16 protein-coding genes are annotated in these 13,973 nt (G+C 71.2%); 9 read left to right on the top strand and 7 right to left on the bottom strand.

Annotated elements, in window-relative coordinates; translation table 11 throughout:
- Positions 1-9: 9 nt before the first annotated feature.
- The 3 genes from CP983_RS14425 to CP983_RS14415 all read right to left on the bottom strand — a co-directional run bounded on the left by CP983_RS14425 (position 10) and on the right by CP983_RS14415 (position 2,132).
- On the bottom strand, positions 10-1,170 hold the full coding sequence (locus CP983_RS14425) for an RNA polymerase sigma factor SigF (RefSeq protein ID WP_163016887.1): 1,161 nt from the start codon (positions 1,168-1,170) through the stop codon (positions 10-12).
- 17 nt (positions 1,171-1,187) lie between these two features.
- Positions 1,188-1,601 (bottom strand): ATP-binding protein, encoded by a 414-nt coding sequence (locus CP983_RS14420; RefSeq protein ID WP_019058277.1) that lies wholly within the window; start codon positions 1,599-1,601, stop codon positions 1,188-1,190.
- Between the two features lie 270 nt (positions 1,602-1,871).
- Positions 1,872-2,132, bottom strand: a complete 261-nt coding sequence (locus CP983_RS14415) for a UBP-type zinc finger domain-containing protein (protein WP_030949271.1) — start codon at positions 2,130-2,132, stop codon at positions 1,872-1,874.
- Positions 2,133-2,334: 202 nt separating this feature from the next.
- On the opposite strand from CP983_RS14415, the gene CP983_RS14410 reads away from it, so the two are divergent.
- A complete protein-coding gene (locus CP983_RS14410) occupies positions 2,335-3,930 on the top strand; it encodes a Na+/H+ antiporter (RefSeq protein WP_107902946.1) in 1,596 nt (531 codons plus the stop codon).
- A 7-nt stretch (positions 3,931-3,937) separates the two neighbouring features.
- On the opposite strand, the gene CP983_RS14405 is transcribed toward CP983_RS14410, so the two are convergent.
- Positions 3,938-4,852 carry a 1-aminocyclopropane-1-carboxylate deaminase/D-cysteine desulfhydrase gene (locus CP983_RS14405; RefSeq protein ID WP_150499821.1) on the bottom strand — a complete coding sequence of 305 codons (915 nt, stop codon included), beginning with the start codon at positions 4,850-4,852 and terminating at the stop codon, positions 3,938-3,940.
- Positions 4,853-4,938: 86 nt separating this feature from the next.
- On the bottom strand, positions 4,939-5,529 hold the full coding sequence (locus CP983_RS14400; protein WP_176575608.1) for an N-acetylmuramoyl-L-alanine amidase: 591 nt from the start codon (positions 5,527-5,529) through the stop codon (positions 4,939-4,941).
- A gap of 304 nt (positions 5,530-5,833) precedes the next feature.
- On the opposite strand from CP983_RS14400, the gene CP983_RS14395 reads away from it, so the two are divergent.
- The 3 genes from CP983_RS14395 (at position 5,834) to CP983_RS14385 (ending at position 9,464) form a co-directional block, all read left to right on the top strand.
- Entirely contained in the window at positions 5,834-7,240 is a 1,407-nt protein-coding gene (locus CP983_RS14395; RefSeq protein WP_150499820.1) for a family 2B encapsulin nanocompartment shell protein, read from the top strand.
- A 141-nt stretch (positions 7,241-7,381) separates the two neighbouring features.
- Positions 7,382-8,521 (top strand): family 2 encapsulin nanocompartment cargo protein polyprenyl transferase, encoded by a 1,140-nt coding sequence (locus CP983_RS14390; RefSeq protein WP_150499819.1) that lies wholly within the window; start codon positions 7,382-7,384, stop codon positions 8,519-8,521.
- Between the two features lie 349 nt (positions 8,522-8,870).
- Entirely contained in the window at positions 8,871-9,464 is a 594-nt protein-coding gene (locus CP983_RS14385) for a GNAT family N-acetyltransferase (protein ID WP_150499818.1), read from the top strand.
- A 65-nt stretch (positions 9,465-9,529) separates the two neighbouring features.
- Here the strand turns inward: CP983_RS14385 and CP983_RS14380 are convergent, their stop codons facing one another.
- Entirely contained in the window at positions 9,530-10,120 is a 591-nt protein-coding gene (locus tag CP983_RS14380; protein ID WP_125525512.1) for a TetR/AcrR family transcriptional regulator, read from the bottom strand.
- A 125-nt stretch (positions 10,121-10,245) separates the two neighbouring features.
- Between CP983_RS14380 and CP983_RS14375 the strand changes: the two genes are divergently transcribed.
- The 5 genes from CP983_RS14375 (at position 10,246) to CP983_RS44685 (ending at position 13,192) form a co-directional block, all read left to right on the top strand.
- Entirely contained in the window at positions 10,246-10,830 is a 585-nt protein-coding gene (locus CP983_RS14375) for a dihydrofolate reductase family protein (RefSeq protein WP_150499817.1), read from the top strand.
- Between the two features lie 26 nt (positions 10,831-10,856).
- Positions 10,857-11,081: a hypothetical protein gene (locus tag CP983_RS14370; RefSeq protein ID WP_150499816.1), complete on the top strand. Its 225-nt coding sequence runs from the start codon at positions 10,857-10,859 to the stop codon at positions 11,079-11,081.
- Positions 11,082-11,175: 94 nt separating this feature from the next.
- Positions 11,176-11,592, top strand: coding sequence for a YciI family protein (locus CP983_RS14365; protein ID WP_150499815.1), 417 nt, complete (start codon positions 11,176-11,178; stop codon positions 11,590-11,592).
- Positions 11,593-11,623: 31 nt separating this feature from the next.
- A complete protein-coding gene (locus CP983_RS14360; protein WP_229914875.1) occupies positions 11,624-12,850 on the top strand; it encodes an RNA polymerase sigma factor in 1,227 nt (408 codons plus the stop codon).
- 9 nt (positions 12,851-12,859) lie between these two features.
- Complete coding sequence (locus CP983_RS44685; RefSeq protein WP_229914874.1) at positions 12,860-13,192, top strand: DUF952 domain-containing protein; 333 nt, start codon at positions 12,860-12,862, stop codon at positions 13,190-13,192.
- A 25-nt stretch (positions 13,193-13,217) separates the two neighbouring features.
- Here CP983_RS44685 and CP983_RS14355 read toward each other — a convergent pair whose 3' ends face one another.
- The gene (locus tag CP983_RS14355; RefSeq protein WP_150499814.1) at positions 13,218-13,967 is read right to left on the bottom strand and encodes a VOC family protein; all 750 of its coding nucleotides are present in this window, start codon (positions 13,965-13,967) and stop codon (positions 13,218-13,220) included.
- Positions 13,968-13,973: the final 6 nt, after the last annotated feature.

Raw genomic sequence — 13,973 nt, 5'->3', positions numbered from 1 at the left:
CGCTGGCCGCTACTCCTCCACCAGCAGCTTCTCCCGCAGCTGGGCCAGAGTGCGGGCCAGCAGGCGGGAGACGTGCATCTGGGAGATGCCGACCTCCTGCGCGATCTGCGACTGGGTCATGTTGCCGAAGAAGCGCAGCAGCAGGATCCGCTTCTCGCGCGGCGGGAGGTCCTCAAGGAGTGGCTTGAGGGACTCGCGGTACTCGACGCCCTCCAGCGCCTCGTCCTCCGCGCCCAGGGTGTCCGCGACCGCCGGGGACTCGTCGTCGGTGTCGGGGACGTCCAGGGACAGCGTGGAGTACGCGTTCGCGGACTCCAGGCCCTCCAGGACCTCCTCCTCCGAGATCGCCAGCTTCTCGGCGAGTTCGTGGACGGTCGGGGAGCGGCCGTGCTGCTGGGACAGTTCGGCGGTGGCCGTGGTGAGCGCGAGGCGCAGCTCCTGGAGGCGCCGCGGGACGCGCACCGCCCAGCCCTTGTCGCGGAAGTGGCGCTTGATCTCACCGACGACCGTCGGGGTCGCGTAGGTCGAGAACTCGACGCCGCGGTCCGGGTCGAAGCGGTCGACCGACTTGATCAGACCGATGGTGGCGACCTGGGTCAGGTCGTCCAGCGGCTCACCGCGGTTGCGGAAGCGGCGTGCGAGGTGCTCGACGAGCGGCAGGTGCATACGGACCAGCCGGTTGCGCAGCTCCGCGTACTCCGGGCTGCCGTCCTGCAGCTTGCGCAGCTCGACGAACAGGGCGCGAGCCCCGCTGCGGTCCTGTGGGTCGTGCTGCGTGGCCTGCGCGCTGCGCGCGGCCGTCGCCTCGTGGTCGGCGTCTCGCTGGTGCTCGCTCATCGTCCCGCCCGTCGCCCTCTCCCGAGCCCTCGCCTCCGTCCTCACTCTCGACTTCGGTCGAGCGGGAGGACCCCCGGGGACTGGGGAGACCCCGATTCGCCCGCCCAGAGGCGCGCCCTGCACAGCACCGTCGTCCCCCGGGCCGCCCTGGAGGCCGGTCACCACGGAGTCGTCCTCCGGGTGCGGCCGGGCCTGCTCGGGGATGCCGTCGATGCCGTCCGCCATGCGTCGGGAGACGCTCGGGCCGTCAGGGCCCGCTCCCGCACTCCCGGTCCCGCCCGAGCTGGGGGGAGTGTCCGGCAGCTCTCGTGTGCCGCGCTCTTCGTCCCGCACCGGCCCGTCCCCGTTCCTCACGCCGGCCCGGGTCCCGCGCCGCGCTGTTTGTAGAGGCTGATCGAAACGGTTTTGTCCTCGTCCACGGCGGAGGAGACCTTGCCCGCGAGGGCCGACAGCACGGTCCAGGCGAAGGTGTCCCTGGCGGGGGCGTGGCCGTCCGTGGTCGGGGCCGAGACGGTGACTTCGAGCGAGTCGTCGACGAGCCGGAAGACGCAACTGAGCACGGAGCCGGGCACGGCCTGCTGGAGCAGGATCGCGCAGGCCTCGTCCACCGCGATCCGCAGGTCCTCGATCTCGTCGAGGGTGAAGTCCAAACGGGCGGCGAGGCCGGCGGTCGCCGTACGCAGCACCGACAGGTAGGCACCCGCGGCCGGCAGCCGGACTTCCACGAAGTCCTGGGTCGCGGGCTCGCCTGCGATCTGGGACACCCTCACCTCCAAGGTGGTACAAGCTTTTCGGGGCCGAGGGTCGCCCCCCGGGGTAACGCGATGTGTGGTTCAGCGGTGACGCTATCGCGCTCTGAACTTTCCTGTCCCCAGGACCCCAACCCCTTGCTGTCACTCATAGTAAACACACGGATACGCTCCGTGGCTAGGGGGTCTGCGGGCCCAATTGGGAAGAGCGCGCGCCGGTTTGACGTACCCAGACGTCAGAGGGTCGAACCGTCCGGATCCCCAGTCGTCCAGCGTACGTCGGTGTCACACCAGTACGTGGTCGACAAAGCACCAGCGCCATTCCTCGCCGGGCTCGAAGGTCCGCATGATCGGGTGCCCGGACTCCTTGTGGTGCTCCGTGGCGTGCCGGCCCGGCGAGGAGTCGCAGCAGCCGACGTGACCGCAGGTGAGGCACAGCCGCAGCTGCACCGGGTGCCAGCCCTCCGCCAGGCACTCGGGACAGGTCTCGCCGAGCGGACCTGGTTCCGGGTGCGGCAGCGCGTCGGCGTGCGTGCACTGTTTCATGATTGCCAGGTTACGACGGCCACGCGCACACCCGCGCGGAAAATCGAGGGCGGGCGGGCGGCGGCGACGAGCGAGGACGGGCGAGGACCATGGACGGGCGCGTCGGCAGGGCCGCGCGCGGGCGCGGGTGTCGTGCCGTGTTGAGTGGTGGGCAGCGGCGCGGTGGCGCCGGTGACGGTGCGGGTGAGGGTGGGCGAGTCGTATGGATGTGATGCCGCTGCTGTTGCTGGTGGCGGGGAGTGCCGCCGTGGCCGCGGCCGCTCGGCGCTCGCCGGTGCCGGCGCCGCTGCTGCTGGTCGCGGCCGGGCTGGCCGTGTCGTACGTGCCGGGGGTGCCCGAGTACACCCTCGACCCGCACATCGTGCTGCCGCTGGTGCTGCCGCCGCTGCTGCACAGCGCCGCGACGGACAGCTCGTATCTCGATCTGCGGGCGCAGTTGCGGCCCGTGATGCTGCTGTCGGTCGGATACGTGCTCTTCGCGACCTTCGCCGTCGGCTGGGTCGTCTATCTCGTCATCCCGGAGCTGCCGCTGACCGCGGCACTGGTGCTGGGCGCGGTGGTGGCGCCGCCGGACGCGGTCGCCGCGACCGCGGTCGCCCGCCGTGTGGGGCTGCCGTCCCGGATCACGACGATCCTCCAGGGCGAGTCCCTGGTGAACGACGCCACCGCGATCACCGCCTACCGGGTGGCCCTCGCGGCCGCCGTCGGCGAGGGCGCCACCTGGGCCGGCGGCATCGGGGAGTTCCTGCTCGCGGCGTTCGGCGGCATCGGCGTGGGGCTCGTGCTGATGGTGCCGATCCACTGGCTGCGCACCCATGTGAAGGAGGCGCTGCTGCAGAACACGCTCTCGCTGCTGATCCCGTTCGTCGCGTACGCCGCGGCCGAGCAGGTGCACGCCTCCGGAGTGCTGGCAGTCGTGGTCGTCGCGCTCTACCTGGGGCACCGCGCGTGGGAGGTCGACTTCGCCACGCGGCTCCAGGAGGAGGCGGTGTGGAAGATGGTCGCCTTCGTACTGGAGTCGGCCGTGTTCGCGCTGATCGGGTTGCAGCTGCCGGTGGTCCTCAAGGGCCTCGGCGAGTACGAGGGCACCCGTGCCGCCTGGTACGCGACCGCCGTCTTCCTCGTGGTCGTCGTCTCGCGGTTCGTGTGGGTGTATCCGGCGACGTTCCTGCCGCGCATGATGTCGGCGCGGATCCGGGAGCGTGAGGCGAATCCGACGTGGCGGGGCGCGTTCGTCATCGCCTGGGCCGGCATGCGAGGGGTCGTGTCGCTGGCGATCGCCTTCTCGATCCCGCTCACCGTGCACGGCGGCGAGGAGTTCCCCGAGCGCAACCTCATCCTGTTCCTGACCTTCACGACCGTCATCGGCACCCTGGTGGTCCAGGGCGTGACGCTGCCCCCGCTGATCCGCATGCTGAAGCTGCCGGGCCGCGACTCGCAGGCCGAGACCCTCGCCGAGGCGAACGCCCAGGCGCAGGCGTCCCGTATCGCCGAACAGCGTCTGGAGGAACTCCTCTCCGACGAGCGCAACGCCCTGCCCGAGCCCCTGGCCGACCGGCTGCGAGCCGTCCTGGAGCGCCGCCGCAACTCCGTCTGGGAACGCCTCGGCCAGGCCAACCCCGTCACCGGCGAGTCCGTCGACGACACCTACCGCAGGCTGTCCCGCGACGTGATCGGCGCCGAGCGCGCGGTCTTCGTGAGGCTGCGCGACGGTCGATACATCGACGACGAGATGCTGCGCACGATGCTGCGCAGGCTGGACCTGGAGGAGGCGGCGGCCTACCGGGAGGCCGAGTGAGGGCCGGTCACGCGGGGAACGGCGATCCGGTCACGACCGCCGCGATCGCCGTCCCGCGCGGGAAGGCGCCCTCCTCGGCGAGCGCGACGAGTCCATACAGCAACTTGGCGACATAGAGACCCTCGACGGGTACCGAATGCCGCTGTTCGAAGTCCCGCGCGAAGGCGTCCAGTTCGGGAGTCGTACGGGCGTAACCGCCGAAGTGGAACCGGTCGTCCAGCCGCCAGTCGCCCCGGGGCCCGCCGAAAGCCTCGGCCTGCAAGCGCCGTACGTCGTCCTCCAGGAAGCCGCCCTTGAGGACGGGCACGCCGAGGGCACGCTGACCGGGGTCGAGGCCGGCGGCCAGGCCGGCCAGTGTCCCGCCGGTGCCGCAGGCGACCGCGACCACGTCGGCCTGCCCGCGCAGCTCCTCGCCGAGCGCCCGGCACCCCCGCACCGCAAGGGTGTTGCTGCCGCCCTCCGGGACGACGTACGCGTCCTGGGCGCCGGCCGCGTGCAGTACGGCGGCCAGGGTGCTCGGATCGGACTTGTGGCGGTAGGTCGATCTGTCGATGAAGTGCAGCCGCATGCCGTCGGCCACGCACCGGGCCAGTGACGGATTGAGGGGGCGATCGGCCAGCTCCTGGCCGCGCACCACCCCGACCGTGGGCAGACCCAGAAGGCGGCCCGCGGCGGCGGTGGCGCGCAGATGGTTGGAGTAGGCGCCGCCGAAGGTGAGGACGGTGCGGCCGGCGGCGGCTTCGAGGTTCGGCGCGAGCTTGCGCCACTTGTTGCCGATCAGCTCCGGATGGATCAGGTCGTCCCGCTTGAGCAGCAGACGCAGGCCGCGGCGGGTGAAACGCTCGTCCTCCGACTCCTGCAAGGGAGAGGGGAGCCGGGGGCGGAGGGTGGTGAGGTCGGGCGTGGTGTCGGGGCTGGGCACCTGTTCATTGTCGCGCGCACGCCGCCCTTGCCCTGCTTCGGGCGCACGCCGTGATCACCCTGCTCCGGACGCACGCCGATGAAGCCCTACCCCAGCCGCTCGCCGATCCGCGCGCGCATGGAGGCCATCGTGAACCCACGCGGATCCACCTTCCCGGGCTGCCATTCCAGATGGCCGATCACCGAACGTTCCGTCCAGCCGTGATGTCGGCAGATGGCCGCCGAGACACGCTCGATCGCCTCCAGCTGGACCGAGGGCCACGGGTCGTCCCCGTCGCCCAGGTTCTCGCACTCGAAGCCGTAGAAGTGGCGGTTGCCGTCGGTGTTGGCCTCGTTGTCGGGCGGCAGGGCCGTCTCGGCGATGACCGCGCGCAGCACGTCGTCGTCGCCGAGACCGGCGTGGTTGGCGCGGCCGTAGCCGACCAGGTGGACCCTGCCGTCCTTGGTGATGACGCCGTGGCAGAGGGGGCCCGGCAGCCCCTCGTAGCCGTTGCGGCAGAGCTCGACCGTCTGTGCGCTGCCCCTGGTCACCGTGTGGTGGATCATCACGCCGTGGACGGGGCCCCACGGGCCCACGTGATTGCGGTTGTGGTGCTCCCAGTCGCCGACCTCGACGACGGTCGCACCCTCTGTACGAAGTCTCTCCAGGAACCTGCTCGCGGACATGGGTGTGGCCATGGCCGCTCCCTTCGTGCCGTGCGTCGGCCGCCGTGCGCGGCCGCCTCGTACCCGTGCTGTACCGAAAACGGGCAGACGGGACTCCTCGTATCGCACGTTGTGCGAGCGGTTTTGGACAGTTGCAGACGGGACCATCAGGGACCATCAGTGGACAAGGTCCCTCTATTTGCCCAGTGGTCAGTGATCCATTCCCGCTCTTTCGTGTAATAGCACCGGCACGCTGCGTGATGAAAGGCTCGGTGCCGCACATGGCGATGCGTGGCGTCAGATCGGCGTCGGCGCATGACCGGGAGGGCAATTCCTTATGTCGGTAGGCGAAGAGGTCCGCACTGAGCAGGGCAAGCCGCAGCAGAGTCTCGGCACGGCGGCCGCGCGGAACCTGGCCACCACCACCAAGTCCGCGCCGCAGATGCAGGAGATCAGTTCCCGCTGGCTGCTGCGCATGCTGCCCTGGGTGAACGTCCAGGGCGGCACGTACCGGGTGAACCGGCGTCTGACCTACGCAGTCGGCGACGGCCGCGTCACCTTCGTCAAGACCGGCGATCGCGTCGATGTCATCCCGGCCGAGCTGTGCGAACTGCCGGCGCTGCGGGCCTACGAGGACGAGGAGGTGCTCTCCGAGCTCGCCCAGCGCTGCCAGCAGCGGGAGTTCACGGCGGGTTCCGTGATCGCCTCGTTCGGCAGCCAGGCCGACGAGGTGCTCCTGCTCGCGCACGGCAGGGTGGAGAAGCTCGGCACCGGCCCCTACGGGGAGGACGAGTCCCTCGGAGTCCTCGCCGACGGCGCCTACCTCGGCGATCACGCACTCCTCGACGGCGACGCCATCTGGGAGTACTCCGTCCGCGCGGTCACCGCCTGCACGGTGCTGGTGCTGCCCCGCCAGGACGTCGAACGGGTCGCGGAGCGCGCCGACTCGCTGCGAGAGCACCTCGAACAGCTCCGGGCGATCCCGGAGCAGCGGACCAACAAGTACGGCGAGCGGGAGATCGACCTCGCGGCCGGCCACAGCGGCGAGCCCGACATCCCGCACACCTTCGTCGACTACGAGGCCAGGCCGCGTGAGTACGAACTGAGCGTCGCCCAGACCGTGCTGCGCATCCACTCGCGCGTGGCCGACCTCTACAACCAGCCGATGAACCAGACCGAGCAGCAGCTCCGGCTGACCGTGGAGGCCCTGAAGGAGCGCCAGGAGCACGAGCTCATCAACAACCGTGAGTTCGGGCTGCTCAACAACTGCGAGTACGACCAGCGGCTCCAGCCGCACGACGGTGTGCCCAGCCCCGACGACATGGACGAGCTGTTGTGCCGGCGCCGCGGCACCAAGCTGTTCCTCGCCCACCCGCGCGCGATCTCCGCCTTCGGGCGTGAGCTCAACAAGCGCGGACTGGTGCCCGAGACCATCGAGATGGCCGGCAACCGCATCCCCACCTGGCGCGGTGTGCCGATCTTCCCGTGCAACAAGATCCCGGTCACCGACGCCCGTACGACCTCGATCATCGCCATGCGCACGGGTGAGTCGGAGCAGGGCGTCATCGGCCTCCAGCAGTCCGGCATCCCGGACGAGATCGAGCCGAGCCTGTCGTGCCGCTTCATGGGCATCAACGAACAGGCCATCATCAAGTACCTGGTCACGGCGTACTACTCGGCCGCGGTCCTGGTACCGGACGCCCTCGGTGTGCTGGAGAACGTCGAGATCGGGCGCTGGCGGTGACCATTCCCGCCCGGCGCCGACCCGCCCGAACACTGGTCGGAACGGCGCCGTGTCCCGTATCCCCGGCGTGGGTAGACCCTCGGGGTAGGCGCCCAGCCGTAGCGGAAGTGCCACTGTCCGCCGACTCTCCGAGGCGATGCCATGGGTGAGTTCATGACGGAGACGCAGCAACGCCCCGCCGGGGCGCGGCCGTCCACCGAGACGCTCGAGAGGCGGGGGCCCATCGCGACCGACGGGGACGGCACACCGGGTCTGCTCGACGGTCCCGAGGCGGCGGTGATCCTGGAGCGGGCGCGGGCCGCGGTCGATCCCGAACTGCGCTCCGCCATCGAGTCGTTGCCGCCGTCCATGCGCCGGATCGCGCTCTACCACTTCGGCTGGATGCAACCGGACGGCAGCCCCGCGGCGGGCAACGCGGGCAAGGCGATCCGTCCCGCCCTCGTCCTCACGGCGGCCGCAGCGCTCGGCGGACCGGGTGCGCGGGCGGCGGCCGTGCCGGTGGCGGTCGCGGTGGAGCTGGTGCACAACTTCACGCTGCTGCACGACGACGTGATGGACCAGGACGCCACCCGCAGGCACCGGCCCACCGCCTGGGCCGTGTTCGGCCAGGCCGACGCCATCCTCGCCGGGGACGCCCTCCAGGCGCTGGCCCTGCGGCTGCTCGCCGAGGATCCGCACCCGGCGTCCGCCGCCGCGGCGGCCCGGCTCGCGGACTGTGTCGTCGAGCTGTGCGCCGGACAGCACGCCGACACGGCGCTGGAGCGGCGCGGCCCGGCCGAGGTGGGCCTCGAAGAGGTGCTCGCCATGGCCGAGGCCAAGACCGGTGCGCTGCTGGGGTGCGCCTGTGCCGTCGGCGGGCTGTACGCGGGCGCGGCACCGGAGGACGTGGCGGCGCTGGACGCGTTCGGCCGTGAGGCCGGGCTCGCCTTCCAGCTCATCGACGACGTGATCGGTATATGGGGCGACCCGAGCCACACCGGCAAGCCGGCCGGTGCGGATCTCGCCGCCCGCAAGAAATCCCTGCCGGTGGTCGCCGCGCTGACCTCCGGCGGTCCGGCCGCGGCGGAGCTCGCCGAGCTGTACGAGCTGCCGTACGACAAGGAGGACCTGCAGCGCACGGCGCTCGCCGTGGAGCGGGCGGGTGGCCGTGACTGGGCGCAGGCCCAGGCCGCCGACCGGATGGCCCGCGCCATGCAGGAGCTGGCCCGCGCGGTGCCGGACCCGGAGGACGCGGGAGGGCTGCTGGCCCTGGCCGAGTTCGTGACACGACGCAGCAACTGAGGGCTGCGGCGGCCGCCTGCCGTTACTGTGCGAAACGGCGGGCGACGGCCGTACCCCGTGACACCGCGGCGGTCGACGACCGTGCTCGTCAAGGGCGCGGAAGCCGGCGGTCGTAGCGACTCCGGAGCACCGGGGCCGTACGGTTCCTGACCCCGTACGGCCGTCCGGCGGCTTCGGACCGGCGGGTCCCGCACATCCCCACGGTGTGCGGGGCCCGTTCTTTCGTACCGAAGCGCGGCCGGATCTCGCCGTGACGGCCGGATCTCGTCAAAATGCCGCCCCGGACGCCTTGTTCCCACCGTTCGCCCTACGATCAAGGCCGGTTGAGACGAAGGGGCGGGTACACATCATGGGCGTCGCGATCCGGTCGGCGGGCGAGGAGGACCGGGAGCTGGTCGTACGGCTGCTGGACGCGGCCTTCCAGGACGACCCGGTCAGCGGCTGGGTGTTCCCGGGCGACGAGCACCGCCGCACCACGCACCCCAGGCTGATGGCGGCCTTCACCGACATCGTGCTCGCCCACGGCCGGATAGACGTCACCGAGGACGGCACGGCGTGCGCGCTGTGGATGTCCGTGCCCGCCGAGGCGCACGGGCAGGACGACGAAGGCCCGGTCCAGCTGCGTGAGGCCGTCGATCCGGCCAACGAGCGCGTCGAGCAGATAGGCCGGCTGACGGCCGCCATCCACCCGGAGGGCGAGGCCCACGAGTACCTGTGGATGATCGGCACCGCGCCCGAGCGGCAGGGCGAGGGGCTCGGCACCGCGCTCATCACGTCCGTCCTCGACCGCTGCGACCAGGAGGGCGTGGCCGCCTACCTGGAGGCGAGCAGCGCCCGCAGCAGGCACCTGTACGAGCGGCTCGGCTTCGCCCTCAAGGGCAGCCCCCTCGACCTCCCGGACGGCCCGCAGATGTGGCCGATGTGGCGCGAGCCGCAGGGCTGACCCACCACCACCGGTGAGCCCGCGGAGCTGACCGGCCATCGCCGCGAAACCTGCCGTACCCGCGGCTACTTCTCCGGCACGATCGTCTCCGCGATCCGCTCCACCAGCCCGTCCGGTACGCCCACTCCCGGCAGTACGCCCTCCAGCACGTCCGGCAGGGTCAGATGCTCCAGGAGCAGTCCGAGCATCGCGAGGTACAGGACGGTGACGACCTCGTCGCCGCCGGGCAGCCCGGCGCCGCGATGGAACTCGATGGCCTCGTCGAGGTCGCCGCGCACCGACTTGGTGAAGGAGGAGCGCAGCTCGGGGTGGCGGGAGGCCTCGAGGCGCATCTCCAGCATGGCCAGATAGCCCGTGCGGTCGCGGGTCGCGCGTGCCATCAGGTCGTGCATGAAGGCGGTGACCAGGGAGCGGTCCTTGGGCCGGGCCAGCAGCCCGGCGATCACGTCCGGGTCGGGCGCGAGCCTCACATGCAGCCGGGTGTCGATCTGCCGGAGCAGGTCGTCGCGCCCGGTGAAGTAGTTGGAGGCGGTGCCGACCGGCACCCCCGCCTCGGCGTCCACCGCGCGGAACGTCAGCCCGCGCGCCCCCTGACGAGCGAGCACCTCGACACCCGCGTCGACGAGGGCGGCCCGGCGTTCCGGATTGCCCGCCATTCGGAATCCCCTCTCTCACTTCCAGCCGTTCCAGGAAAAGCACTTGCAACCACTACAAGCGAAGTACTACAACTGAAGCACTACAACCGAAGTGGTTGTGCGACACCCTACGAAAAGAGACCGGCTTGCGAAAGCTCACCTACTTCATCGCCTGCTCGATCGACGGCTTCATCGGGGACCCGGGCGGCGATGCCACATCGATGTACCGCTTCGTCGACGAGGAGTTCCTTGAGTTCCTCAAGACCGACCACCCGGAGACCGTGTCGACCCCCGGCCGGCGCGCCCTCGGCTTCGACGACCTGCCCAACCGGCGGTTCGACACGGTCATCCAGGGCCGCAGCAGCTACGACCTGGCCTTGAAGGAGGGCGTCACCAGCCCCTACGCCCATCTGCGCCAGTACGTCGCCTCGCGCACCCTGACCGAGTCGCCCGACCCGCAGGTCGAGATCGTCGCCGACGACGTGGTCGGCAAGGTCCGCGAGCTGAAGGCGGAGGACGGCGAGTTGGGCATCTACCTGTGCGGCGGCTCGCAGCTCGCCGGCGTGCTGTTCGACGAGATCGACGAACTCGTCATCAAGACCTACCCCGTCGTGTACGGCAGCGGCATGCCGATGTTCGGCTCGGACTTCGCCGTCACGGAGTTCGTCCACGAGGAGGTGCGCGCGTTCGGCAACGGCGCCGTGGTTCGTACGTACAGCAGGAAGCGCTGAGCCCTGACCCGCCCTACTCTGAGGACATGGGCAGCCAAGAGCACGTCTGTCCCGACTGCGGACAGCCCGTCGACACGGTCGTCAAGCGCCACAAGACACTGGGCGCCTGGGTCCCCACCTGGGTGGGCGGCCCGTGCCGGAATCCCGAGTGCGCCACCTACGTCGACGAAGGCGCCGCCGAGCACGAGGAGCGGCCCGGGCCCGACGAGGAGCCCGAGCAGCCCGGAACGGCCGCCGCGAAAAATTCCTGAACCCCATGTCGAGAATCCCGGCCCGGCTCCGACGTCCCCTGTGAGAGCCGCCCCCGAGGGTGGCCCGAGCCGACGCAAGCGAAGGAGCGGACTGATGAAGTACCTGGTCATGGTGCAGGGCACGCAGGCGGACTACGAAGCGATGCAGGGCAAGGGATCCGAGGGGTCCGTGGCCTGGAGCCAGGAGGACATCCAGGCGATGTTCGCCCATATGGGCGCCATCAACGACGACCTCGCCGAGAGCGGCGAGATGATCGACGCACAGGGACTGGTCGAGCCCGCGAAGACGCGGCACGTCACCCTGGGCGACGACGGCAAGTCGGTGATCACCGACGGACCGTACAGCGAGACCAAGGAGCTGATGGCCGGTTACTGGGTGCTGGACTGCGCGAGTCTGGAGCGGGTCACCGAGATCGCCGAGCGCGTCCTGCAGTGCCCCCAGCCCGCCGGGGCCCCCGTGTACCCGGTGGTGATCCGGCCCATCGGCGAGGCCCCGGCTGACATCGACTGAGCCGTACGACAAGTCGCACACCGAGCCGTACATGAGCGTCACACCCGAGACCGAGGACCTGCTGCGCCGGCACGCGCCGCAGGTCCTCGGCGCGCTGGTGCGCCGGTACGGCCACTTCGACTTCGCCGAGGACGCCGTACAGGAAGCCATGCTCGCGGCGGCCGAGCAGTGGCCGCGCACAGGTGTGCCGGACAATCCGCGCGGCTGGCTGATCAGGGTCGGTTCCCGTCGGCTGACCGATGCCCTGCGTGCGGAGGAGGCGCGCCGGGCCCGGGAGGAGAAGGTCGCGGCGCTCGCCCCGCGGGACGCCTTCACGGCCCCGCCGCCCGGGGCGGACCGCGCTCCCCGCGAGGACGACACCCTGACCCTGCTCTTCCTGAGCTGCCATCCCGACCTGACCCCGCCCGCGCAGATCGCCCTCACCCTCCGCGCGGTCGGCGGTCTGACCACGGCGGAGATCGCCCGCGCGTATCTGGTGCCCGAGGCGACGATGGCCCAGCGCATCAGCCGGGCCAAGCAGAAGGTCCGCGGGGTGCGCTTCGGGCGCCCCGACAACTGGGAGAACCGGCTGCCCGCGGTCCTCCAGACGCTGTACCTGATCTTCAACGAGGGCTACACGGCCACCTCGGGCACGAGCCTGACGCGGCGCGAGCTCGCCGGTGAGGCGATCCGGCTGGCACGCGAGGTGCACCGGCTGCTGCCCGACCACGGCGAGGTGGCCGGTCTGCTCGCCCTGATGCTGCTCACCGACGCCCGCCGCGAGGCACGCACCGGCCCCTACGGCGAACTCGTCCCGCTCGACGAACAGGACCGCGAGCGCTGGGACAAGGCCGCGATCGACGAGGGCGTCGACCTGGTCACGCGGGCCCTGACCCGGGGGCCCGCCGGCCCGTACCAGCTCCGTGCCGCCATCGCCGCCGTGCACGACGAGGCGCCGTCCGCGCAGGAGACCGACTGGGAGGAGATCCTCGGTCTCTACGACGTCCTGGTGCGCATCGTCCCCGGGCCCGTCGAGCGCCTCAACCGCGCGGTCGCCGTCGCCATGGCCCGCGGACCGCGTGCCGGGCTGGCCGAACTGGCGTCGCTGGAGGACGAGCTGGGTGCCGGGCACCGCCTGGACGCGGTCCGCGGGCATCTGCTGGAGCGGGCCGGCGCCCATGACGAGGCGCGCGCCGCCTACGAGGCCGCGGCCGCGAAGACGCTGAGCCTGCCCGAACAGCGCTATCTGCACGCGCGGGCGGCACGGCTGAGGCCGTAACCTCACGCCATGCCCGAAGACACCCACATCCTGCACATCACCGAACGCTCCCTGTGGGAGGCGGCCCGCGAGCGCGGCACGTACGAGATGTCGACCCGCGGCCGCACCCTGAAGGAAGAGGGCTTCATCCACTGCTCCACCCGCGCCCAACTCCCGTCCGTCGCCGCCTTCCTGTACGGCTCCTACGACGGCCCCGACGACCTCGTCGTGCTGGTCGTCGACCCGGCCCGACTGGAGGCACCACTGCGATACGAGGCACCGAAGCCCGGCGGCGATGAGTTCCCGCACGTGTACGGACCGATTCCGGTGACGGCGGTGGTGGACGTGGAGGAGTGGAAGTGACGGAGCGGGCAGCCGCTCGGCCCCGCTAGGACGCGCCGGCGCGGGGCAGTCCGCCCGTCTTCGGGTCGCGGGCCGTCAGGCAGTACGTGGTGCCCGTCGGGTCGTGCATCACCGTCCAGTGGGGGCCCTGGGTGATGAAGGTGGCGCCCAGTTCCTCGTGGCGGGTGCGGGTGGTCGGGATGTCCGTGCAGGCCAGGTCCAGGTGGGCGGAGGCCGTTCGGTCCTCGTCGAGGCGTTGGAGCAGGATGCGGATCGGGAGTCCGGCCGGTGGCCGCAGTACGTGGAACTCGGGGCGGGAACCGGGTGCCGACGCCCAGTCGGACAACAGGCCGCTCCAGAAGGCGACTTCGGTTCCGTGGGCGGACGGCGGTACGTCCAGACAGACCTGGTCGAGCCGGCTGCCGCGCACCACGGGCGGCCGTACCGACTCCCCGTACCAGGGCACCGCGCAGAACAACTGCCCGGCGGGGGACCGCAGTACGGCCCAGTCCCCGTGGTCGGCGACAAGAGCGGCGCCCTGTGCGAGCGCCGACTTCACGAAACCCGGTACGTCGTCCACGGCGAAGTCGAGATGCGCGCCGCCCGGACCCGAGTCGACCCCCTGCACCTTCAGGCAGGGGTCCGCCCCGCCACCGGGCAGCAGGGTCGCGAACTCGCCCTGATCACCGCGGAGTTCGGACAGCTCGGTGTCCGTCACGGCGGTCCAGAACTCCTGGGCCCGGCCGAGGTCCGCGGCGGGGCGGTCGATGAACGCGTAGGTCCAGCGGATGCTCATGGAGTG

Origin of the sequence: Streptomyces chartreusis, from assembly GCF_008704715.1 — a bacterium.
GTDB classification, from domain to species: Bacteria; Actinomycetota; Actinomycetes; order Streptomycetales; family Streptomycetaceae; genus Streptomyces; species Streptomyces chartreusis.
Note: the sequence above shows the minus strand (reverse complement) of the source record. Positions and strands in the feature narration are given on the sequence as shown.

Excerpts from the sequence above, each read along its gene's own strand:
- CP983_RS14410 (WP_107902946.1), top strand. The coding sequence starts at position 2,335 with ATGGATGTGATGCCGCTGCTGTTGCTGGTGGCGGGGAGTGCCGCCGTG.
- CP983_RS44685 (WP_229914874.1), top strand. The coding sequence starts at position 12,860 with ATGCCCGAAGACACCCACATCCTGCACATCACCGAACGCTCCCTGTGG.
- CP983_RS14390 (WP_150499819.1), top strand. The coding sequence starts at position 7,382 with ATGGGTGAGTTCATGACGGAGACGCAGCAACGCCCCGCCGGGGCGCGG.
- CP983_RS14385 (WP_150499818.1), top strand. The coding sequence starts at position 8,871 with ATGGGCGTCGCGATCCGGTCGGCGGGCGAGGAGGACCGGGAGCTGGTC.
- CP983_RS14360 (WP_229914875.1), top strand. The coding sequence starts at position 11,624 with ATGAGCGTCACACCCGAGACCGAGGACCTGCTGCGCCGGCACGCGCCG.
- CP983_RS14415 (WP_030949271.1), bottom strand. The coding sequence starts at position 2,132 with ATGAAACAGTGCACGCACGCCGACGCGCTGCCGCACCCGGAACCAGGT.
- CP983_RS14355 (WP_150499814.1), bottom strand. The coding sequence starts at position 13,967 with ATGAGCATCCGCTGGACCTACGCGTTCATCGACCGCCCCGCCGCGGAC.
- CP983_RS14380 (WP_125525512.1), bottom strand. The coding sequence starts at position 10,120 with ATGGCGGGCAATCCGGAACGCCGGGCCGCCCTCGTCGACGCGGGTGTC.
- CP983_RS14395 (WP_150499820.1), top strand. The coding sequence starts at position 5,834 with ATGTCGGTAGGCGAAGAGGTCCGCACTGAGCAGGGCAAGCCGCAGCAG.
- CP983_RS14365 (WP_150499815.1), top strand. The coding sequence starts at position 11,176 with ATGAAGTACCTGGTCATGGTGCAGGGCACGCAGGCGGACTACGAAGCG.
- CP983_RS14370 (WP_150499816.1), top strand. The coding sequence starts at position 10,857 with ATGGGCAGCCAAGAGCACGTCTGTCCCGACTGCGGACAGCCCGTCGAC.
- CP983_RS14400 (WP_176575608.1), bottom strand. The coding sequence starts at position 5,529 with ATGGCCACACCCATGTCCGCGAGCAGGTTCCTGGAGAGACTTCGTACA.